15 protein-coding genes and 1 riboswitch are annotated in these 21,704 nt (G+C 33.8%); of the genes, 11 read left to right on the forward strand and 4 right to left on the reverse strand.

Going from position 1 to position 21,704, the window contains the following annotated elements:
* Positions 1-80 precede the first annotated feature (80 nt).
* From ACJAZK_RS06960 to ACJAZK_RS06970, 3 genes are all read left to right on the forward strand, one after another.
* Positions 81-2,915, forward strand: a complete 2,835-nt coding sequence (locus ACJAZK_RS06960) for a TonB-dependent receptor (protein ID WP_415223274.1) — start codon at positions 81-83, stop codon at positions 2,913-2,915.
* Complete coding sequence (locus ACJAZK_RS06965) at positions 2,893-3,930, forward strand: phytase (protein ID WP_415223275.1); 1,038 nt, start codon at positions 2,893-2,895, stop codon at positions 3,928-3,930. Before ACJAZK_RS06960 ends, ACJAZK_RS06965 begins: the two co-directional genes overlap by 23 nt.
* 760 nt (positions 3,931-4,690) lie before the next feature.
* Positions 4,691-6,811 (forward strand): S46 family peptidase, encoded by a 2,121-nt coding sequence (locus tag ACJAZK_RS06970; RefSeq protein WP_415223276.1) that lies wholly within the window; start codon positions 4,691-4,693, stop codon positions 6,809-6,811.
* A 62-nt stretch (positions 6,812-6,873) separates the two neighbouring features.
* Here ACJAZK_RS06970 and ACJAZK_RS06975 read toward each other — a convergent pair whose 3' ends face one another.
* A complete protein-coding gene (locus ACJAZK_RS06975) occupies positions 6,874-7,338 on the reverse strand; it encodes a DUF1569 domain-containing protein (protein WP_415223277.1) in 465 nt (154 codons plus the stop codon).
* Positions 7,339-7,460: 122 nt separating this feature from the next.
* Complete coding sequence (gene ahcY, locus ACJAZK_RS06980; protein WP_415223278.1) at positions 7,461-8,774, reverse strand: adenosylhomocysteinase; 1,314 nt, start codon at positions 8,772-8,774, stop codon at positions 7,461-7,463.
* A 138-nt stretch (positions 8,775-8,912) separates the two neighbouring features.
* On the opposite strand from ahcY, the gene ACJAZK_RS06985 reads away from it, so the two are divergent.
* The 8 genes from ACJAZK_RS06985 to ACJAZK_RS07020 all read left to right on the forward strand — a co-directional run bounded on the left by ACJAZK_RS06985 (position 8,913) and on the right by ACJAZK_RS07020 (position 16,123).
* Positions 8,913-9,539 (forward strand): 4'-phosphopantetheinyl transferase family protein, encoded by a 627-nt coding sequence (locus tag ACJAZK_RS06985; protein ID WP_415223279.1) that lies wholly within the window; start codon positions 8,913-8,915, stop codon positions 9,537-9,539.
* On the forward strand, positions 9,540-10,265 hold the full coding sequence (locus ACJAZK_RS06990) for a geranylgeranylglyceryl/heptaprenylglyceryl phosphate synthase (protein ID WP_415223280.1): 726 nt from the start codon (positions 9,540-9,542) through the stop codon (positions 10,263-10,265).
* 2 nt (positions 10,266-10,267) lie between these two features.
* Positions 10,268-10,528: a thiamine-binding protein gene (locus ACJAZK_RS06995; protein ID WP_415223281.1), complete on the forward strand. Its 261-nt coding sequence runs from the start codon at positions 10,268-10,270 to the stop codon at positions 10,526-10,528.
* Positions 10,512-11,153, forward strand: a complete 642-nt coding sequence (gene pnuC, locus ACJAZK_RS07000) for a nicotinamide riboside transporter PnuC (RefSeq protein ID WP_415223282.1) — start codon at positions 10,512-10,514, stop codon at positions 11,151-11,153. Before ACJAZK_RS06995 ends, pnuC begins: the two co-directional genes overlap by 17 nt.
* Positions 11,105-11,671, forward strand: coding sequence for an AAA family ATPase (locus ACJAZK_RS07005; protein WP_415223283.1), 567 nt, complete (start codon positions 11,105-11,107; stop codon positions 11,669-11,671). Before pnuC ends, ACJAZK_RS07005 begins: the two co-directional genes overlap by 49 nt.
* A gap of 5 nt (positions 11,672-11,676) precedes the next feature.
* The gene (locus ACJAZK_RS07010; protein WP_415223284.1) at positions 11,677-13,233 is read left to right on the forward strand and encodes a DUF4301 family protein; all 1,557 of its coding nucleotides are present in this window, start codon (positions 11,677-11,679) and stop codon (positions 13,231-13,233) included.
* Between the two features lies 1 nt (position 13,234).
* Positions 13,235-13,642: an alternative ribosome rescue aminoacyl-tRNA hydrolase ArfB gene (arfB, locus tag ACJAZK_RS07015; protein ID WP_415223285.1), complete on the forward strand. Its 408-nt coding sequence runs from the start codon at positions 13,235-13,237 to the stop codon at positions 13,640-13,642.
* Between the two features lie 58 nt (positions 13,643-13,700).
* Positions 13,701-13,792, forward strand: a riboswitch (TPP riboswitch).
* A 141-nt stretch (positions 13,793-13,933) separates the two neighbouring features.
* A complete protein-coding gene (locus ACJAZK_RS07020; RefSeq protein ID WP_415223286.1) occupies positions 13,934-16,123 on the forward strand; it encodes a TonB-dependent receptor in 2,190 nt (729 codons plus the stop codon).
* Between the two features lie 295 nt (positions 16,124-16,418).
* Here the strand turns inward: ACJAZK_RS07020 and ACJAZK_RS07025 are convergent, their stop codons facing one another.
* Positions 16,419-20,483 carry a T9SS type A sorting domain-containing protein gene (locus tag ACJAZK_RS07025; RefSeq protein WP_415223287.1) on the reverse strand — a complete coding sequence of 1,355 codons (4,065 nt, stop codon included), beginning with the start codon at positions 20,481-20,483 and terminating at the stop codon, positions 16,419-16,421.
* Positions 20,473-21,351: a hypothetical protein gene (locus tag ACJAZK_RS07030; RefSeq protein ID WP_415223288.1), complete on the reverse strand. Its 879-nt coding sequence runs from the start codon at positions 21,349-21,351 to the stop codon at positions 20,473-20,475. The genes ACJAZK_RS07025 and ACJAZK_RS07030 overlap by 11 nt, the downstream gene beginning before the upstream one ends.
* Positions 21,352-21,704 lie beyond the last annotated feature (353 nt).

Consider the following 21,704-nt stretch of genomic DNA (forward strand, 5'->3'; position numbering starts at 1 on the left):
ATATCTTAAACATAAGGTAAAATGATTTGCTTTTCCAAGCATTTATTTTACAATTAAATAATTAATCAAAATTTAGTACTATGAATAAACTTTATGTTTTAGTCTTATTTGCGTTTTTATCAACTCTTTTTATGTTTTCTCAAGAAGGCAATGTGAAAGGTACTGTAATAGACAAAGATGGTCTTTATGTTCCTTATGCTGTGGTTTCAATTCCAATTTTGAAAAAAGGGACAGTATCAGATGCAGATGGAAAATTTCTATTATTAAATATTCCTATTGGCAACCAAACTTTTAAAGTAGAGTACTTAGGTTACGCAGACAAGGATTTAGAAGTAGACGTGAAGGAGAACGAAACTTTAGAAATCAAAATTATGTTGGCATCACAATCTGAGCAATTAGATGGTGTAGTTATAACAGGTTTCAATGGTGGTCAATCAAAAGCGTTAAACACTCAAAAGAACAAACAAAATATTACCAATATCGTATCTACAGATCAGATAGGTAAATTTCCTGATGCTAATATTGGGGATGCTATGAAGCGTATTCCTGGAATTACAATGCAAGTAGATCAGGGTGAGGCCCGTAATATCATTGTGAGAGGCCTTTCTCCTCAATTAAATTCGGTAACTCTAAATGGTTCTAGAATTCCTTCTGCTGAAGGTGACAACAGGAATATTCAAATGGATTTAATTCCTGCCGATATGATTCAGTCTATAGAAGTGAATAAAGCGGTAACTCCTGACATGGATGGAGATGCACTTGGAGGTTCTATAAACTTAGTAACTCGAACTGCTCCAGAGGGATTTAGGTTATCAGCAACTGTGGGTTCAGGAGTAAGTTTTATAACTGATAAGAGAATATTAAATGGTTCATTTTTACTCGGTAATAGAAGTGAAAACGGAAAGTTTGGTTGGATGGTTTCAGCATCTGTATTAGATAATGATTTTGGTTCTGACAATATTGAAGCCGAATGGTCAGACGAATTTGAATATAATACTGGAGCAGTAGACGCAGAGGGAGATGCAATTTTAGAAGACGTTGATGTTAAGGCGTTCACCAATGTCTTTGAACAACGCAGTTATATTGTGCAGCGGATAAGACGCAGTTTTTCTGCAAATTTTGATTATAATTTTAATACTAATAATTCTGTCTTTTTAAAAACGATGTATAATTGGAGAGATGACCGCGAAAATCGTTATCGATTAGAGCAAGAAATTTTAGATGGTGAGGACATTGAAATTGGAGATTTTGATATCAATAGTAATGGTATACCTATACGTTTTCCTGTTGAAATAAAAAGACAGACTAAAGGTGGTATTAATAGCGATAGGAATAAAAATACAAGATTAGAAGACCAGCGCATGCAAAATTACAGTCTTGGCGGTAACCACCTAATTAGTAATCTGAAATTGGATTGGATGGTATCTTATGCAAAAGCCTCAGAAGAACGATTGAATGAAAGATATGCTGAGTTTGAATCAGAATACATTATTAATAATCGAATTACAGATTCTGAATTTCCACTTTTTACTCCAGTTGATAATAATGAAGCTAACGAATTATCTAATTTTGAATATGGAGAAATTACAGAAGAAAATCAATATACAAAAGAAGAAGATCTTAATATGTTTTTGAACTTTCAATTACCAGCAGATTTCTTTGACAAGGGAGATGGGTTTGTGAAATTTGGTTTAAGAGGTCGCTTTAAAAATAAAGTAAGAGATAATGATTTTTTTGAATTTGATTTAGAAGATACTTTTCCAACTATGTCAGACATAACAACAAGGGATTATTCAGATACTGATTATTTAGCAGGAAGTGAGTATCAAATTGGTTCTTTTGCCAGTGAGACTTGGCTTGGTGATTTAAACCTTGTTGATGGCGAATTAGTTTTTGATGAATTTCTAAGAGCTAATTTTGATGTTGAAGAAAATGTTTTCGCAGGTTATGCGATGGCAAATCAAAAAGTATCAGATAAATTAACTGTCTTAGCAGGTTTAAGAATTGAAAACACAAATATTACAGCAAAAGGGAATCAGATTGAAGACGAAGAAGACTTAGTTGGTTCAGTAACCGAGGAAAGCTCATACACTAATCTATTACCAAGTGTACATTTAAAGTATGATTTAAACCCAAAAACAGTATTACGTTTTGCTTGGACGAATACATTAGCTCGACCAAATTATGCAGATTTAATACCATCTGTAGATGTCGTTGGAAGTGATGAAGAAATATTTTTAGGTAATCCAGAATTAGACCCCACAACTTCAATGGCATTTGATCTTATGGGTGAATATTATTTTAATAGTGTTGGTATTTTATCTGGTGGTTTATTTTATAAAGATTTAGAAGACTTTATTTATACATCTCAATTTGAGGATGACGTTACAGGATTTGATATTTTTCAACCTCAAAACGGAGATGGAGCAACTATCTTTGGTGCAGAATTTGCATTTCAGAGACGGTTAGATTTTTTGTCTGGTTTTGGCAAAAATTTAAGTATTTATTTAAATTATACTTATTTAACTTCTAATGCAGATGGTGTAGCAAATGAGGATGGTGACGAGAGAACTGATTTAGACTTGCCAGGGACATCACCAAATATGTTTAATGCGTCTTTAGCTTATAATGATAAGAAATTTAATATTCGTTTATCTGCAAACTATTCTGACGCTTATATAGATGAAATTGGTGGAAGTGCATTTGAAGACCGTTATTACGATGAGCAGTTTTTAGTAGATTTTAATGTGAGTTTTGCTGTGAGCGTTAATCTAACTGTCTATGCAGATTTGAATAATGTTACAAATCAACCATTACGCTATTATCAAGGCGTAAGAAGCAGAACAATGCAGGCAGAATATTATGGAAGACGTTTAACCTTTGGATTAAAATATGATGTATTTAAAAGAAAGTAATTTAAGTTTTTTAGGTCTATTAATAGTTGTTTGTTTTAGCTCTTGTGTAAATAATCTCCCAGAAATAAGTGCTACACTAATCTCGGAACAAACACCAAACGATACCGACGATCCTGCAATTTGGATAAATAAATCTAATAGTGAAGAAAGTCTTGTTTTTGGTACAGACAAAGACGAAATAAACGGGGGTATATATGCTTTTAATTTAGATGGTGAAATTGTAAAATCTAAATCAATAACAGGTTTAAGCTATCCGAATAATGTAGATATTGCTTACGATTTTAGACTAAATGATTCTACAAAAACAGATATTTTAATATTTACTGAGCGCGAAAAAAACCAAATACGTTTATTTTCAATCCCAGATATGAAACCTTTAGATAATGGTGGGTTTTCTGTTTTTGAAGACGAAACAGATTTTCAAAATAGAAGACCAATGGGGATTGCGCTATATTCTCAACCGATTTCTAATGAGATTTTCGCAATAGTAAGTAGGAAAATTGGACCACTCAAAAACTATTTATATCAATATCAATTGGTTTCAGATAGTTTGGGTGTAAGAACTAAGCTTGTAAGAACGTTTGGTGATTTTAGTGGTAAAAAAGAGATTGAAGCTATTGCTGTAGATAATGAATTAGGGTTTGTATATTATTCTGATGAGATGCATTGCATACGAAAATACTATGCAGATCCAAGACAAGGAGATGAAGAATTGGGTTGTTTTGGATCTGAAAACTTCAAAAGAGATATTGAAGGGATTTCCATTGCGAAATACGAAAACGATACTGGGTTTTTAATTGTTTCAGATCAGCAAGCACATAGTTTTTCCATTTTTGATCGTAAAACAAATACATTTATAAAACAAATTAATTTAGGAACTACAGAAACTGATGGATGTGAAGTGACAACCGTCCCGCTTGGAAATATATTTTCAACTGGTTTGTTTGTTTCTATGAATGATGATAAAACATTTTATTTTCATGATTTGAATTTGTTAAACCTTAAGTCAGAATAATTATTTTAAGTCGTAATCGATCGAACCCTTTCTGTTAAAGAAAGGGTTTTTTGATACTATTTGATCATATAAAAAGTTGTATAAACATGGCCAATTCAACAAACTACAAAGGCACTTCTCAATATTTACTATTTAAAATTACTTAATGATATAGTACCGCGTTGTTATGGAGCCAAATTAGGTTTTAACGGTCATGTCAATACTCCAAATGAAGGTAAAATTACTTGTGGTTATTTTGTATCCACCACCTTGACGTTGTTTGGATTTAATCTCAATCGTTATAAAATGGTGCAACAAGCAGGGCTTATTGATGCCCAATGATGACAATCTAAATGTGAACTCAAAACCTTTAGAAACTTGTCTTTTTAAGCTTTAAAACCAAAAGAGACTGGTGGTTATAGTGATGACAAGGTTATTATTGAATTGACTGAAAGGATTGCATGCTTGTTTTCTAATATTTATGTTTTTACTGAAATACAAACTGATAAGAATCTAGATAAAAATCGGATATTCAATACGTGTTTGAGTGTAACTCAAAATTAAAATGTTAGTAAGTATTTTTTTATCTTTACATCTATAGTGTCTAGTCGTAAACATAGCAATATTAAATTTGTTTGTTTTCGTGCCCTTTTCATTTATTTTTAATCGCTTGATACTAATGCATCAACTCATAAAAAGTAAATGAAAATGACATCAAAAACAATTCAAATTATAAAAATAGTCTGTTTAGAACTAGACACTAAACTCAAAAAAACATCATATGCGCTTCTTAAAAATTATTTTCTTTTTTATTGCTTTTCAATTATATGCACAACAAGGCGGTATGTGGATTCCTTCGCTTTTAGAAGGCATGAATGAAACCGAAATGCAAAGCCTTGGTAGTAAATTAACTGCTCAAGATATTTATGATGTCAATAATTCGAGTCTTAAGGATGCTATCGGACATTTTAATGGTGGTTGTACAACAGAAATTATTTCTCCAAAAGGATTAATATTAACCAATCATCATTGTGGTTTTGGTCAAATTCAGTCGCACTCCTCTTTGGAAAATGATTATCTAAAAGATGGATTTTGGGCCATGTCCTTAGAAGAAGAATTACCAAACGAAGGGTTGTATGTTGAATTTATAGTGAGTATTCACGATGTTTCAGACCAAGTTTTAGCAGGTTTAGATGATTCAATGACCGAAACCGATAAGCAATCTCAAATTTCTAAAAATGGTAACGGCGTTTTAAAGGATTGGTCAAAAGAAGCCTGGCAAGATGTGAAGTTGAAATCTTTTTATAAAGGCAATCAATATTTTCTTTTTGTGACTGAGCGTTTTGAAGATATTCGTTTAGTGGGTGCGCCTCCAACAAGTATTGGGAAGTTTGGTAGTGATACAGATAACTGGGTGTTTCCTAGACATACAGGTGATTTTTCTTTATTCAGGATTTATGCAGATGCCAATAATCGTCCAGCGAAATACAGTGAAGACAATACACCATACAAGCCAAAACACTTTCTGCCTATTTCATTAGACGGTATCGAAGAAGGTGATTTTACCCTAGTTTTTGGTTTTCCAGGCACTACAGACGAATATTTACCAGCAGTGGCTATTAAGCATATTACTACAGAATATAATCCAACTAATATCGCCATTCGTGAAGCTGCATTGAAAGTAATAGACGCAAAAATGAAGACCAGTGATGCTGTGCGTATTAAGTATTCGTCCAAACAAGCGAGAATTGCAAATGCTTGGAAGAAATGGATTGGTGAAAATTTAGGAATCAAAAAAAGTAATGCCTTAGAAAAACGTCGTGAGTTTGAAGCGACTTTTACAAAAGCACTTAAAGAAAAGGGTATGGAAGATACCTACGCAAATATTCTACCAGAATTTGATCGCTTATATAAAGATTTTTCGGCTATAAATATTAAGCGCAGAAACTTTATTGAGGTCTTTTTTATTACTAATGAGCTCATGAATATGACCGTACGAGCTTATCAAATGGAAGCTATGATAGCAGAAATAGTAAAAAAGGATGCTATGAGTGACGTCGAAAAAGCCAAAGCCATAGCTAAAACTATTGAAGCTATGAGAAATCGCTTAAAAGGCATTCATAAAAATTACGACGTGACTGTAGATCAGGGTGTTTTTGAGGCTGTTATGCCATTTTATAACAAAGATGTTGATGCTAGTATTTATAAAAAATCTGCTTTTACAAATTTGGATAATGCCTTAAAATTATTGGACGGAAAGCCAAAAGAGGTCATCAAAAAATTAAACAAAGATGCCGCATACAGCTATGCTAAACCTATGATTGAAGAGTTTTATAGTGAGATTAACTCAGAGTTTCAACAAAAAAATGAACCAATCACAGCGTTGCAAACCACTTACATGACAGCGTTGATGAAGGTGTTGCCGAAGGAGCGCTATTTTCCTGATGCTAACAGCACACTTCGTGTAACGTATGGTCAAGTTCGTGGATACTCACCAAGAGATGCGGTGTATTATAATCCTGTAAGTTATTTAGATGGTGTTATAGAAAAATATGTACCGGGCGATTATGAATTTGATGTGCCTCAAAAATTAATCGCTTTATATGAGGCTAAAGATTATGGTCAATATGCTGATGCCAACGGAAAAGTACCAGTGTGCTTTTTAGGAACAAATCATACTACTGGAGGAAACTCCGGAAGTCCTGCGATAGATGCTGAAGGCAATTTAACGGGTTTAAATTTTGATCGCGTTTGGGAAGGTACCATGAGCGACATGAATTATGATCCTGAAATTTGCAGAAATATAATGGTTGATGTCCGTTATGTACTCTTTATTGTTGATAAATATGCTGGAGCAAAACATTTGATTGAGGAGATGAAGTTGGTACATCCTAAAAGGTAGACTTTAAATATTACTACAAAAAAGTCGCTCTGAATTTGGAGAGGCATTTTTCGTAAACTAATTTACTTAGTCATAATATCTTTAATAATCTTCACATGATGATTTGTATGCATTGACAAAAATTTATAAATTCTTGGTGTATTCACATTTCCGAATAAAGGATGTTTGAAATACGCATTCTTTTCTAAAGTGGCTATGGTATCAATATTAGCCTTAGCTAACTCAACTTGAGATATTAGATCCTCTTTTGAAATAACTTCAGGTGGTCTTACGTGTTTTGGTGCTTTTGCTTTACCTCTAGGAAAAAAACCAAGTGTGAAAAATAACTTGCCCAAAAAACTAAAATTATTTTTATAGGTCTTAGGGTCTGATGATTGTAATGCTAAACTCACATTATTTACCACTTTAAGACTGTGGTCTATATGCCAAGCGATATCACTTTTAGATATTTTGGAGTTAGAAACACTGTTATTTTTTATATGCTCTTCTAAGCTTGTAAGTGCAAGATGTAGTTTTTCTAAACTCATAATTATTATTTGCGTGAAGTTAATAACTTTTTGTACTAAAAAAAGAAAACCCAAATTCTCAATTGAGAATTTGGGTTTTAAAATTTATTATTGAGATTCTTCGCTTATGCTCTGAATGATAATTAGTATCTGTAATGGTCAGCCTTATAGGGTCCTTCAACAGTTACACCAATATAATCTGCTTGGTAATCTTTAAGTTCTGTTAACTCTACACCAATTTTCTCTAAGTGTAATTTAGCTACTTTTTCATCTAAATACTTAGGCAACATGTATACTTCGTTTTTGTAATTGCCACTGTTTTTCCAGAGCTCAATTTGAGCTAAAGTTTGATTAGTGAATGAATTACTCATTACAAAACTAGGGTGACCAGTTGCGCAACCTAAGTTTACCAAACGACCTTCAGCTAAAAGGATAATATCTTTTCCGTCGATCGTGTACTTATCTACTTGAGGCTTAATTGTGTCTTTAGTATGACCGTGGTTTTTGTTTAACCAACCTACTTGAATTTCGTTATCAAAGTGACCAATGTTAGCCACGATAACTTTGTCTTTCATTGCTTCAAAATGCTCAGCACGAACGATGTCTTTATTTCCTGTCGTTGTGATAACGATATCAGAATTTCCTACAACTGTTTCTAATTTTTTAACTTCAAAACCATCCATTGCCGCTTGTAAAGCACAAATTGGGTCAATTTCAGTAACCGTTACAATACTACCAGCTCCTTTGAAAGAAGCAGCAGTACCTTTACCAACATCACCATAACCACAAACAGTAACACGTTTTCCTGCAAGCATAGTATCTGTTGCACGACGAATCGCATCTACAGCACTTTCTTTACAACCGTATTTGTTATCAAATTTTGATTTAGTTACAGAATCATTTACGTTGATCGCTGGCATTGTTAATGTTCCATTTTTTACACGTTCGTATAAACGGTGAACACCAGTTGTTGTTTCTTCAGAAAGTCCTTTAATTCCAGGAGCTAATTCTGGGTATCTATCTAATACCATATTCGTTAAATCACCACCATCATCTAAAATCATGTTTAGTGGTTGACGATTTTCTCCAAAGAATAAGGTTTGTTCTATACACCAATCAAATTCTTCTTCTGTCATATCTTTCCAAGCATACACAGCAGTTCCAGCTTCTGCAATTGCCGCAGCAGCTTGATCTTGTGTAGAGAAAATGTTACAAGAACTCCAAGTTACATCTGCACCTAAAGCTTGTAATGTTTCAATTAAAACAGCGGTTTGAATCGTCATGTGAAGACATCCAGCAATACGAGCCCCTTTTAATGGTTGCTCATTTTTGTACTCTTCACGAAGACTCATTAGTCCTGGCATTTCAGCTTCAGCCAATTCAATTTCTTTTCTTCCCCAAGCAGCAAGAGACATATCTTTTACTTTGTTGGGCACGTAAGTCGTTGTTTTATTCATTTGTTTATTTTTTCTTTCTTAATTTTTAAAATGGTTTGCCTTTGGATTTAGAGTTTAAAATTGGTTAAATTCGCTTGTCTAAAAAAATCAATTCCCCTTAGGCGATGCAAAGATAATCATTAAGTTTCAGATAATTAAATGCCACTTTATAAAACTATCCAACCAAACTCACAAACTACTGTTAAAATCTGGAAGATTACAGAGTCTTTTGATGATTTGATGGCGCCTTTAGATTTGAAAGAAAACAGCTTAGAACGTGTGCTAGGAATGAAAAGTGAGTTACATCAACGTGGGTTTCTTAGCGTTCGACATGTACTCAGAGATTTTGGATATACAGACCAAGATTTATATTATAATGACCGTGGCAAACCACATTTAAAAGATGGAAAGCATATTTCTATTACCCATTCTTTTACCTTTTCGGGAGTTATTATTAGTGCTTCGGAAGTTGGTATCGACATAGAAAAGCAACGTCATAAAATTGCTATTATCGCAAGAAAATTCGTTTACTATGAGTTCAATTATCTATCTGAAACTGATGTAGATTATATTAAAAAGCTAACTGTTATTTGGGGAATTAAAGAATCACTTTATAAATTGTTTGCTACTCCAGGCATGTTGTTTCGAGAGCACTTTTTAGTGATTCCGTTTATGTTAAAAGATGGTGAAACGGTTGCGTGGATAGATTATCAAGACAAAAAATATAGATATAATACGCATTTTTTAGAATTTGAAGGATTCTCTTGTGCTTTTGTAATCACTTAAATGAAAGTAATTTATAAAAACATATTACGTTTAATTTCCGAAGAAAAGAAAGCATTAGCAGTTTTAATAGATCCAGATAAAATGCCTATTGAAAAGGTTTTTGGTTTTATTGAGAAAGTGAATCAATCTATAGCGACGCATATTTTTGTTGGTGGAAGTACTGTTGCTGATACTACTACAGCCATTTTAGTCGCTACAATAAAAACACATACTAAATTACCTGTCGTTTTATTTCCTGGTGATGTTTCACAAATTACTAATTATGCAGATGCTCTATTATTTTTGTCATTGATTTCTGGTGATAACCCTGAGTATCTTATTGGGAAACATGTAAGAGCAGTTTCAAAATTAAGAGACTCTAATTTAGAAGTGATTCCAACAGGGTACTTATTGATTGAAAATGGAAAACAAACTTCCGTAGAAAAAGTGACACAAACGAAACCTTTAGCGAGAGACAATGTTCAAGAAATAGTAGATACAGCGATAGCAGGTGAACTATTAGGAATGCAACTTATTTATCTCGAAGCAGGAAGTGGCGCTTTACAACCCGTACCAACAGAAATCATTAGTTTTGTAAAGCAAGCGCTTAGTATACCTTTGATTGTTGGAGGCGGAATTAGAACGAAGCAACAATTGAAAAACGCATACGATTTTGGTGCAGACCTTGTTGTTATAGGGACAGCTTTTGAAGATGATGAAGGTTTTTTTGACGAATTAAAAAAATAATAATGAACATATCAGTAGAATTAACATTAACACCATTGCATGATAATTACGAACCTGCAATAATTCAATTTATAAAGAAATTGCGAGCGTCTCATTTAAAAGTGCTGGAAAACCCTTTAAGCACTCAGGTTTATGGAGATTACGATGAGGTGATGAAAACCTTGACCATAGAAATTAAAGAGGCTTTTGAGTTGATAGAACGCGGTTTGTTACACATGAAAATAGTTAAATCTGATCGTTACGACTATGAGCCACATTTTTGAGTTCTTTTTTGGTCAATACGACGACTATACAGCAACAGATATTGTCCTAGAAATAACAGCAGTAATTTTTGGATTCCTTTCAGTTTGGTTTTCTAAGCAAAATAAAATTTGGGTATTTCCAACAGGTATGATTAGTACAGTAATATTTGTCTATTTACTCGTGAAATGGGAATTACTTGGTGATATGATGATCAATGCGTACTACTTTATAATGAGTGTTTATGGTTGGTACATTTGGACTAGAAAAGTAGACGATTCTCATGTGACTCCAATTTCTAGAATGACTCTAAAAGAGAAGCAAATAAGCATATGTATTTTTATTGCAACCTTATTTTTTGTTTATGCAGTGTATCAAATATGTGACAAATGGACCAGTTGGGTGGCGTATGTAGATACGATTACGACAGCTATATTTTTTGTTGGCATGTGGTTAATGGCTCGACGAAAATTAGAAAATTGGCTTTTTTGGATTATTGGCGATATAATTTCTGTTCCATTATATTTCTATAAAGGATTTACTTTTACTAGCTTTCAATATTTAGGATTTACATTTATTGCCATTTTTGGCTATTTAGCATGGAAGAAAAACTTAAACAAATCACAGACGCTAACCCAAACTGTATAAAAGTTGTTTTATATGGCCCAGAATCTACAGGGAAGTCAACTTTATCCAAAGCATTGGCAGATTGGTATGATACTGTTTATGTGGAAGAATATTCTCGCTTTTATGCCGAAGCTAAAGCACAAAATAATCTCCAGTTATCTAAAGAAGATGTCTTACCAATAGCTATCGGGCAAATAGCGGCAGAAAATAAGCAACTCAAAAACGCTAATAAACTTCTAATTTGTGATACAGACTTACTAGAAACAAAAGTGTATTCTGAGCATTACTACGGTGGATTTTGTCCAAAACTAGTAAAAAAATATGCGCATGAAAATACTTACGATTTGTATTTTTTAACTTATATTGACACGGTTTGGGAGGCAGACGGTATTCGTGATCAACCCAATAATAGAGAACAATTATTTAATCGTTTTGAACACGCGTTGATAGATTCTAATAAGCCTTATGCTTTGGTAAAAGGAAGTTTTGAAGAACGATTAAATATTTGCAAGACCCAGATTGAAAACCTATTAAAATAATTACATTGGATTTTTCTGAAAAAGACATACAACAAATAGAAAATAAAGGATTAACTCTCAAAGAGGTTGAGCAGCAAGTTAAACTTTTTGAAAATGGTTTGCCCTTCGCTAATTTAGTCTCTGAAGCTACAATAGATAACGGAATCGTAAGATTACCAAAGAATCAACTTGATAATTACATCTCAAAATTTGATGACAGAAAGAATAAGATATCCATCTTAAAATTTGTTCCAGCATCTGGTGCCGCAACGAGAATGTTTAAATTTTTATTCACCTTTTTGGATAACTACAATATTGACAAAGGAAGTATAAATTCTTATATAAATAAGACTAATAATAAAGACTTGTCTTTGTTTTTTATTGGTTTAGAGAAGTTTCCATTTTATCACATTGTTTTGGATAGTTTAAAGAAAACTTTTACAGATTTTGATAGCATGTCTATCAATGAGCAGGAGTTAAAGTTTGTGGAAATGATGCTTGATGGCGATAAATTAGATTTCGGAAATTCACCAAAAGGATTATTGCCTTTTCATAAGTATAAAAACCAAATGGTTTCTACCGCTTTTGAAGAGCATTTGTATGAATCTGCTTTGTATTCTTCTAGTGAGGAATCGGTTAAATTGCATTTTACAATTTCACAAAAACACAACCATAAGTTTGATGAGGAGTTTCGTAGAATTGAAAAAAATGTTCAAGAAAAATCGGGTTCTACATTTGATATCTCATTCTCTTATCAAAAAGAATCTACAGATACTATTGGGGTAACGCCTAAAAACAAACCGTTTAAAGAAGATGATGGTTCTTTGCACTTTAGACCTTCTGGTCACGGTGCGTTGATAGAAAACCTTAACGACTTGGATGCGGATATTATTTTTATTAAAAATATTGATAATGTTGTTACTTATAAATACAAAGAGGAAGTCGCTAAGTACAAAAAAGTATTAGCTGGGATTTTATTAGAGGTTCAAGATCAGGCATTCAGCTATCTTCATTTGCTTGAGACAGGCAAGCCTTCCGAAGAAAAACTTATTGAGATTGGAGAATTTTTAATGAACAGGATGACCGTCAAAATAAGTTCTGAGTTTGAAAAATACTCTTTAAAATATCAAATTGAATATTTAGCTGAAAAGTTAAACCGTCCCATTCGTGTCTGTGGAATGGTAAAAAACGAGGGAGAACCTGGTGGCGGACCATTTTGGATTAAGGATGAAAGCGGAAGTATCTCTCTACAAATAGTAGAATCTGCTCAAATTAATAAAAAGAGTAGACTTCAAAAAAATATTCTTAAAGATGCGACGCATTTTAACCCTGTAGATTTAGTTTGTGGTATCAAAAATCATAAAGGAGAAAAGTATGATCTTAAAAAATTCATAGATTATAAAGCGGCCTTTATTACTATGAAAACAAAGACAGGAAAAGATCTTAAAGCATTAGAGCTTCCTGGATTATGGAATGGTAGTATGGCAAACTGGAATACGATATTTGTTGAGGTACCCTTGATTACTTTTAATCCTGTAAAAACAGTCAACGATTTATTAAAAGCACCACATCAAATTAAATAACATGCTTGATGAGAAAGCCATATTAAGAGAATTGAGCTTTAAATTTATTAGAAGTTCTGGAGCAGGCGGTCAACATGTCAATAAAACGTCATCTAAAGTAGAGTTGACTTTTGATTTAGAGAACTCACAATTTTTATCGATTGATCAAAAGCAACTCATTAAAACCAATCTTAGAACAAGGCTCACAAAAGAAGATGTCTTAATCTTACAATGTGGAGAGAGTAGGAGTCAGCATAAAAATAAAGATATAATTATTAAACGTTTTTTAGATTTGATTAGTGAGGGTTTAATTGAAGAAAAAGATCGTATTCTAACTAAAATTCCAAGGGCAGTAGTTAGAAAACGACTAACTAATAAGCGTAAAACTTCGGAAAAAAAATCAAAGCGTAAGCCTCCAGAAATAGATTGATTAAAAAAAATAGTAATTCTTGATGTTCAAATGATAAATCTGTTTTACATTTGCAGCGTTCTCATTAAAGGGGTGCCTATTATCGGCTGAGATCATACCCATTGAACCTAGAACAGGTAATGCTGTTTAGGAAGTGAACGTTAATGAAATGTCCTGAGGACATTTTTTGTGAGTGTAAGAAATGCTTATCGCATTTCTCTAATCATTCATCTATTAACGCTCAAAATTTTACTAATTATTAACCATAAAGAATAATGACCTCTTTTTATTCGATTATAATTTATAGTCGTAATGAAAAACTATTTTCTTTTTTTAGCACTTTTAGTGTTAACGTCCAGTGCTTTTGCGCAAGACAATCAAACAAAACAGGATTCTACTAAAACAGAAAAGCTTGACGAAGTCTTAGTCAAAGCCGTTAGGGTAGAAGCTACATCGCCAATCACGCACACAAACGTGACCAAAAAAGAATTGGCAAAACGGAATTTAGGACAAGATATCCCTGTCTTATTAAACTTCTTACCTTCGGTTGTGACCACCACAGATGCTGGGGCAGGAGTAGGATACACAGGGATTCGTGTCCGTGGTATTAATGCTCAATCTACAAATGTAACCATCAACGGGATTCCCTATAACGATGCTGAATCGTTAGGGACATTTTGGGTAAACTTAGGGGATTTTGCATCATCTGTTGAGAGTTTGCAATTGCAACGCGGTGTTGGGACGTCCACTAATGGTGCTGGTGCTTTTGGTGCGAGTATCAATGTATTAACAGATGCGGTCTCAAAGGAGTCTAACGGAGAAATTTCTAATTCCTTCGGAAGTTTTAATACTAGAAAGCACACCGTTAAATTTAGTACAGGATTGTTAAATGATCATATTGAGATTGCTGGTCGTTTATCAAATATTTCCTCAGATGGTTATATTGATCGTGCAAGAACCGATTTAAAATCTTACTTCTTACAAGGGTCTTATATTGATGATAATACATTAATAAAAGCGATAACTTTTGGCGGGCAAGAAGTTACGTACCAAGCTTGGAACGGAATCGATGCAGATCAATTAGCTGAAGATAGAACTTTTAATCCTTCAGGTCAGTATACAGACGCAGATGGGAACACCCGTTTTTACGATAATGAGGTTGATAATTACAATCAAGATCATTACCAATTACACTGGAATCAACGTTATAATAACAGATGGTCTACCAATATTGGATTAAATTATACTTACGGAAGAGGATATTTTGAGCAATATAAAGAAGATGAAGATTTTGAAGATTATGATTTAGCACCAATCACTATTGGAGGAGAAACGGTTAATACTACCGATTTAATTAGACGTCGTTGGTTAGATAATGATTTCTATGTGCTTAATGCTAGTGCAAATTACAAAAATAGTGAGATTGATATGATCTTTGGTGGCTCGTATAGTTTCTATGATGGTGATCACTTTGGTGAAATAATCTGGTCTGAGTTTGCTAGCGCTAGCGAGATTAGAGATCGTTATTATGAAGGTAATGGTAAAAAGACGGACTTGAGTTTCTTTACAAAAGCGACGTATCGACTTAATGATAAAGTGAGTTTATATGGGGATTTACAATTTAGGGCAGTAGACTATAAAACGTCTGGGTTGACTTCAGATAGAGTGCCTTTTAATGTAGATGAAACTTTTAATTTCTTTAATCCAAAGGCAGGTATCACCTATACCGTAAACACAGATAATAACTTGTATTTCTCGTACGCAAGAGCCAATAGAGAACCAAACAGAAGCGATTTTGAAAATAATGCAACTGTAAAACCAGAGCAGCTTAATGACTTTGAATTGGGTTGGAGACATAACACTCAAAAATTCAGGCTGAATGTTAATGGCTATTACATGTTATATAATGAGCAATTAGTATTGACAGGTCAAATAGACAACACTGGAGATCCTATTAGATCAAATAATGGCGATAGTTACCGTTTAGGTCTAGAAGTAGATGCAGCTATTGCACTAACCGATAAATTTTCTCTACAGCCTAACTTCACGATTAGTTCTAATAAAAATATAGAGACATTTGAATCTGTAAACGGAGAACTTTTGAATTTGGGTCAAACAGATATTTCGTTTTCTCCAGAATTAGTAGCAGCCAATGCTTTCGTGTTTCAACCAAAAGCGGGATTTCAAATCTCGTTATTGAGCAAATTCGTGGGTGAGCAATTTATGGGAAATACTGAAAACTCAGATTCTAAATTAGCAAGTTATTTTATTAATGATATCAGTATTACGTATGAATGGAAACCAAAATCTGTTTTTGAAACAGTTGTATTTTCTGGATTATTTAATAATATCTTAAATGAAGAATTTGTATCTAATGGTTATTTTGGATCATTTGATTTTGAGGATAGTTCTAGTCTAACCGGAACAACGACAGGTTATTTTGCAGGCTTTTATCCGCAAGCGACGTCTAACTTTTTGTTGGGTGTGACATTATTATTTTAGTATTACTGGTTGGTCGTTAAGTCAGTTGCAGTAAAGATATGAATGTCTTATAAAAAATTATTGCTTGTGTAATTGAAATGAGATTAAAGTAATTAAGTACAGTGAAATAAATCAAAGATATTGTTTGCCACATGCCTCTAATATTATACTATTAATGATTTGAGTTAGAATCATTTTTAAATTAACAGCTTATTTATTTTAGTTTAATATTTCCGCAGTAAATAAAAAAACTCCCTCATCTTTCGATAGGGAGTTTTAATTTTGACTAAATCTGTTTTATGATATTTATTTCTAATTAGTTGATGATTACTTTCTTCGCGGCAACCTGATTTCCATTTTGACGAATTTCAATAAAATAAACACCTGCTTCAAATTTTGAGACATCCAGGTCAACACTTACTGAATCGGTAAGCAGATTTAATACCTTTTGTCCTATAATATTATAAAGTGAGACCTGTTCAATCTTGTTAGTCGATTTTAAATGTAATATAGATGTTGAGGGATTGGGATACATCTCGAAAGTATCTTTCTTAATAGTTTCTAGGGATAAAGTGTTGAGCTCGTATTCAATGACCAATTGAGCTGCAGCACTGCCATCAAACGATTCTGCCTCGCGTTCTCCTGTTCCAGTAAAGATAAAACTCATGGCGTTAAATGCATTCCAATCAGTTTGCGTGAGAACATCAGTAATTAATACCGAAATATTTGGTGTCTGTTGGTTTACATCTGCTTCTCCAACAGTTGTCCATTCTGGTATGTTCGACCATACTACTGAATTTGCTGCAGTAATTCGATTGGATAAATTGAAATCTGTATCGAGAAATTCGGTTGAGTTTCCAGATGCTTCCACAGCAATATTTAAATTGGTATCGTCTGTATTATCGTCATCCACTGTAAATTGAATATAAGCATTTATTATCAAGGCATCGCTTGGTAATTGAATACCTGTGAAACGTAGTCCTACTATTTGATTAGTTGTGCCAGACTCAAAAGTCAGTTCTAAATCACTACTACCTAAATCCATTTCACCAGTATTTATCGCTTCTTCGGCGTCATTATTACTGGCGTTAATACTGTAAGTAAGTGTGCCACTTTCTGGGACACCAGCGCAATTACAGTTCCCATCTTCAACATCCAGGTAGGTGTTTTCATTATTATCATCACATGCTGTTCCAAAATCTGGACATGGCGTAGCGTATTGATAGAACAATTTTAGAATTGGAGCTGCGCTACCATCTTTAGCTTCGGCAACACGTTTCCCGTTACCAGAAATAATAAATGTAATTGGGTTGCCAGATACCCAACCGTCCTGAGTAGTTACTTCGTTAATAATAGAAGTTACATAAGGTGTTCTTTGGTTTAATCCCGTTTCTCCAACAGTATCCCAAAGGGCGATTTCATCCCAAGCAGTGTTACTGGTCGTTAATATTCTTGAGGAAATATTTCCTGTTGCTTCGGAAAACGTCTCACTAGAAACTGCGAGCTCACCATTAATAATAAGATTTGTAGGATCTTCTTCGAAATCATCTTCATCAGTTTGAAACTGGATATAAGCGCGATATAAAATGGCTTCTTCGGGTAACTGAACGTTATCAAAACGAATCCCGACCAGTTGATCGACACCATCATAAATAAGCTCTAAGTCACTACTATTAATATCAATTTGACCGCTAGCAATAGACTCTTCGGCATCATCGCTATTGTTGGCTACAGGTATATCATCTTCTACTAAATCTAAAGTTGAAAGACCTATACAACCGCAAAATCCGTTTTGCTCATCATTCACGGTCATATCATCACCGTCATCGCAAGGTGTGCCAGCGATGGTGCAGTTATCATTTAAAGTGTAACTAATGATTAATTGGGGAGAAGCACTCGCATCTCCATTATAGGATTCAGCAGTTCTTTTGCCTTCACCATTAAAGAAAAATGTCATTGAGTTAAGGATTGACCAACTGTCTTGTTCAACAATTTCCTGAACAATCGTTTGTACGTTTGGTGTTTTTTGTGCTTCAGAATTGCTGCCAACTACACTCCACTCTGGGATGTTTGGCCAATTGACTACTGCGTTAGTGCGCGTTCGGTTTTCAATATCAAAGTTTGTTTCTGTAAACGTGATGCTATTGGCAGAAAGCTCTCCAGAAATTGAAATGTTTGTGGGTGTATCATTAGATTCATCTGTAGTAAATTGAATATAAGCTTCTGAAATAATGGCACCACTTGGGACTAAGATATTATTAAATCGAACACCTACGGTTTGATTATTTTGACCTGCGAAAGAATCAAAAACTAACTCTAGGTCAGAGCTATCAATGTACATTATGCCTCCAATTTCAGATTGTTCTGCATCGTCAGGACCTGAGTCTACTTCTGTTATTACCGTATCTGTTTCGAGAATACCAATACAATTACAATTACCGTCTTCTACATCTATTATTGTATTTGCGTCGCCATCATCACAAGCTGTCCCTGCATCATTACAAGGAAGTTGATAAAATAATCTAAGAATGGGTGCGTTGCCAGAATCTTGTGATTTCGCCATGCGTTGACCTTCACCAGAAATAATAAAACTTAATGCATTACCAGATATCCAATCGTCTTGCATAATAATTTCACTAATTACAGTATTGAGGTAAGGTGTGCGCTGAATTAGATCAGTTTCACCAGCACTTTCCCAAGAATCAACTTCACTCCAATTTACTGAATTCATTGTCAATATTCGTGATGAAATGTCATTAGTTGCTGATGAAAAAGTAGCACTACTTATTGCTAATTCTCCATGAATATTAAGATTTGTTTCTTGGTTATCATCGGGTGATGCACTTTCAAATTGTATATAAGCTCTATACAGCGTTGCGCCGCTTGGTATTTGGACATTATCAAAACGAATACCTACCAATTGTTCAGTATCATTTTGGATAAGATCTAAATTACTGCCGGTTACGTCAACATTTCCAGTAGAAACAGATTCTTCAGCATCATCGGAAGATATTGCTACAAGGAGTGTTTCTTCAATCAACTCGTTTTCAGGTAAACCTTCACAACTACAAAATCCATTTTCTTCGTCAATAAGAGTAGCTGCATTTGTATCATCGCAAGGGGTCCCAACGATTGGACAGTCATTATCAATTTCATTTGAAATGGTCACCACTGCTCCAGTTTCTGGAGAAAATACATCTAGATTTTCTGGTAATGTAAATGGATCGTCATTGTCAACTTCAGCGACGTCATCAGCATTATTGACTAAAATGGTTCTTAATTTAATAGTTTGAGCATCCACAAATATCAATTTAAACTGGTTGAAAGTCCCTGAGTTTCTAGTCCAACTTTTGTCATCATTATTAGATCTCAAAGGTGCTCCCCAACAACCTTCTCCAGTATAAACAGTTCCGTTCTGCTGGTCAATTTCAAATCCTTCATCATTACCAACTCCTGAAGATGGTCTTACAGGCCAAGTGGTTTTTGACATGTGAGAATCGCAGTCTACTACTAATTTCACCTGTTCATCATAAAATAATTGAGCCCAAGCGCCATATTGTGCATTGCCTTCAGATTTTGAAGCGGTATGTGGACGCATTGGTTTGTGATATTGTGCCATTTTCCAAGTCATGTTTGAAGAGGCAGTAAGGTCATCTTGTAGCCAAGTTAACTGATCACCTAATACTGAAATTTCAGAATTGAGTGTATAAGTTCTTATGAGATTATCTCCAAAAGTAACAGCGTAGTATGAGTTTTCATCTGGGGTGTCAAACAAGTTATAAACAACTACATTATTTTCATGGTTACCACGAGTGGGAACAATTGGAATCATTCTACCATCGCTAGAAGTAGTCAACTGCCAGTCATCGAACCAATCTCTCCATTCTGTATTGGTATCATCATCAGTCATGTCACCACCAAAAAATACAGCATGTGGTTTAAGTTTACTCACTAATTTGTTGGCATTTTGTCTCGGAGAGCGATTGTTTCTAGAGTCTCCACCTGCCACAAACGACAATCTACTAGTATCGTCTGGTGTCGTCTTGAACCAGAACCGTTGGCTTATACCTTCGTCATCAGCAATCACAAAGTAATAATTGGTATTGGGCTGTAATCCTGTTAAACGAGCAAAGCGGTTGTCCATATTTCTGTAATTGATAGAACGATCTTCAATTTTAGAAAAAGTATATAACGAGATGTCAGTACCATGGTCTACCGAATCATAATAGACAATGGGATTATTACCTGAAATTTGATTCCAACCTATCGTAATTTTAGTGGCAGGATCATCAACAATAATGAGGCGGTATTTGTCATTATTGGCAAAACTGATAAAAACACATAGCAAGGCTATAATTGTGAACTGTAATTTAGTTGTCATTGAGTACTAATTTTTTGGTTAATGTTTGAGTTTTTGGTAGGAGTAAGTAAACGATTAAAGGGATGAGACCGTGTGGCAAGCGATACACAACCAAGTAGGTATAATTGTGAATTGAGGGCCAAAAGAAATGGGCATTAAATCCAGAGGCTAATCTTGCAAAAGCGGTAAGGAAACCCCAAGTTATGGCATACCCAACTGCATATTTGGCTACTTTAGGAAAGAATATCAATACAGATATTAGGAGGTCTAAAAAACCTACTATATATAAAAATAGTATAGACTGCGTTTCTGTTAATCCTATGATTTTTATGGTCATATCTATAAAGTGGCCTGGGACGTAAATTAAACCCATGGCAAAGAGTCCATGGGGTACAAACGTTAATACAATACTTATTTTAAGCCACAACATTAATGCTCTTGAATTGACCTTACTCAAGTCTGGATTAAGGTAGAGTATTAGAGGAACGATAATTTGAATACTAAGCTCAAAAAATTGTAGAATATCGTAGTTTTTGTCCTTCACCATGCAAATACCTAGGAAGACTAAAAAGAATATACTTGTACCTAAAATAACTTTTTTGAAGCGAATCCATTTTATATTCTGCCAGAAGAGACTTAGACATCCAGAAATTAAAAATAACACACTACAGCCTTTTGTAAATTTTTCAATCCACATATTAGTAGTTTGGCTTGAGGCATAGTCATACCAGGTATAATTAAAGATACCTTCAACAATTGGTGATAATAAACTTTCATCCCAGAAAATGGCTCGAAATGGCGCTCCAAAAAAATAAAATTGGTAAGCTCTGGCTATGAATACTAAAAAAGCACACAGCATTAAAAGTTTTGAAGGAAATTGTTTTAACATTTTGACATTTATCTGTCACAAATATCATTTTTAAAAATAGAGAATGTGTTAACTGAAGTTTACGAGTTTATTAACTTTAAAGGGCTAGAATATTTATTAAAATTTACATTATATGTTTGAAAAACAATAGGAATCTATCTAATTGTAGCCTGCTATAAATTGACTAAAACCGTTCTAAAACTTTTAAATAATTAAATTTAAATTGCAAATTTTACAGGATATTTTTAGTCCTTAATTAATACGTTATCGGTTGTTAGCCAATTGAAGGTGTTTTGCATGTTTTCATTAGTAAATTGTTAATTTAATAATTAATATTTTTGAATAAAATAAAAAAACGCCCAAATCGCAAGATT

This window comes from Psychroserpens sp., from assembly GCF_047633235.1.
Taxonomy (GTDB): domain Bacteria; phylum Bacteroidota; class Bacteroidia; order Flavobacteriales; family Flavobacteriaceae; genus Psychroserpens.

Coding starts and splice junctions, on each gene's coding strand:
- ACJAZK_RS06960 (WP_415223274.1), top strand. CDS start 81: ATGAATAAACTTTATGTTTTAGTCTTATTTGCGTTTTTATCAACTCTT.
- ACJAZK_RS06965 (WP_415223275.1), top strand. CDS start 2,893: ATGATGTATTTAAAAGAAAGTAATTTAAGTTTTTTAGGTCTATTAATA.
- ACJAZK_RS06970 (WP_415223276.1), top strand. CDS start 4,691: ATGCGCTTCTTAAAAATTATTTTCTTTTTTATTGCTTTTCAATTATAT.
- ACJAZK_RS06975 (WP_415223277.1), bottom strand. CDS start 7,338: ATGAGTTTAGAAAAACTACATCTTGCACTTACAAGCTTAGAAGAGCAT.
- ahcY (WP_415223278.1), bottom strand. CDS start 8,774: ATGAATAAAACAACGACTTACGTGCCCAACAAAGTAAAAGATATGTCT.
- ACJAZK_RS06985 (WP_415223279.1), top strand. CDS start 8,913: ATGCCACTTTATAAAACTATCCAACCAAACTCACAAACTACTGTTAAA.
- ACJAZK_RS06990 (WP_415223280.1), top strand. CDS start 9,540: ATGAAAGTAATTTATAAAAACATATTACGTTTAATTTCCGAAGAAAAG.
- ACJAZK_RS06995 (WP_415223281.1), top strand. CDS start 10,268: ATGAACATATCAGTAGAATTAACATTAACACCATTGCATGATAATTAC.
- pnuC (WP_415223282.1), top strand. CDS start 10,512: ATGAGCCACATTTTTGAGTTCTTTTTTGGTCAATACGACGACTATACA.
- ACJAZK_RS07005 (WP_415223283.1), top strand. CDS start 11,105: ATGGAAGAAAAACTTAAACAAATCACAGACGCTAACCCAAACTGTATA.
- arfB (WP_415223285.1), top strand. CDS start 13,235: ATGCTTGATGAGAAAGCCATATTAAGAGAATTGAGCTTTAAATTTATT.
- ACJAZK_RS07020 (WP_415223286.1), top strand. CDS start 13,934: ATGAAAAACTATTTTCTTTTTTTAGCACTTTTAGTGTTAACGTCCAGT.
- ACJAZK_RS07025 (WP_415223287.1), bottom strand. CDS start 20,483: ATGACAACTAAATTACAGTTCACAATTATAGCCTTGCTATGTGTTTTT.
- ACJAZK_RS07030 (WP_415223288.1), bottom strand. CDS start 21,351: ATGTTAAAACAATTTCCTTCAAAACTTTTAATGCTGTGTGCTTTTTTA.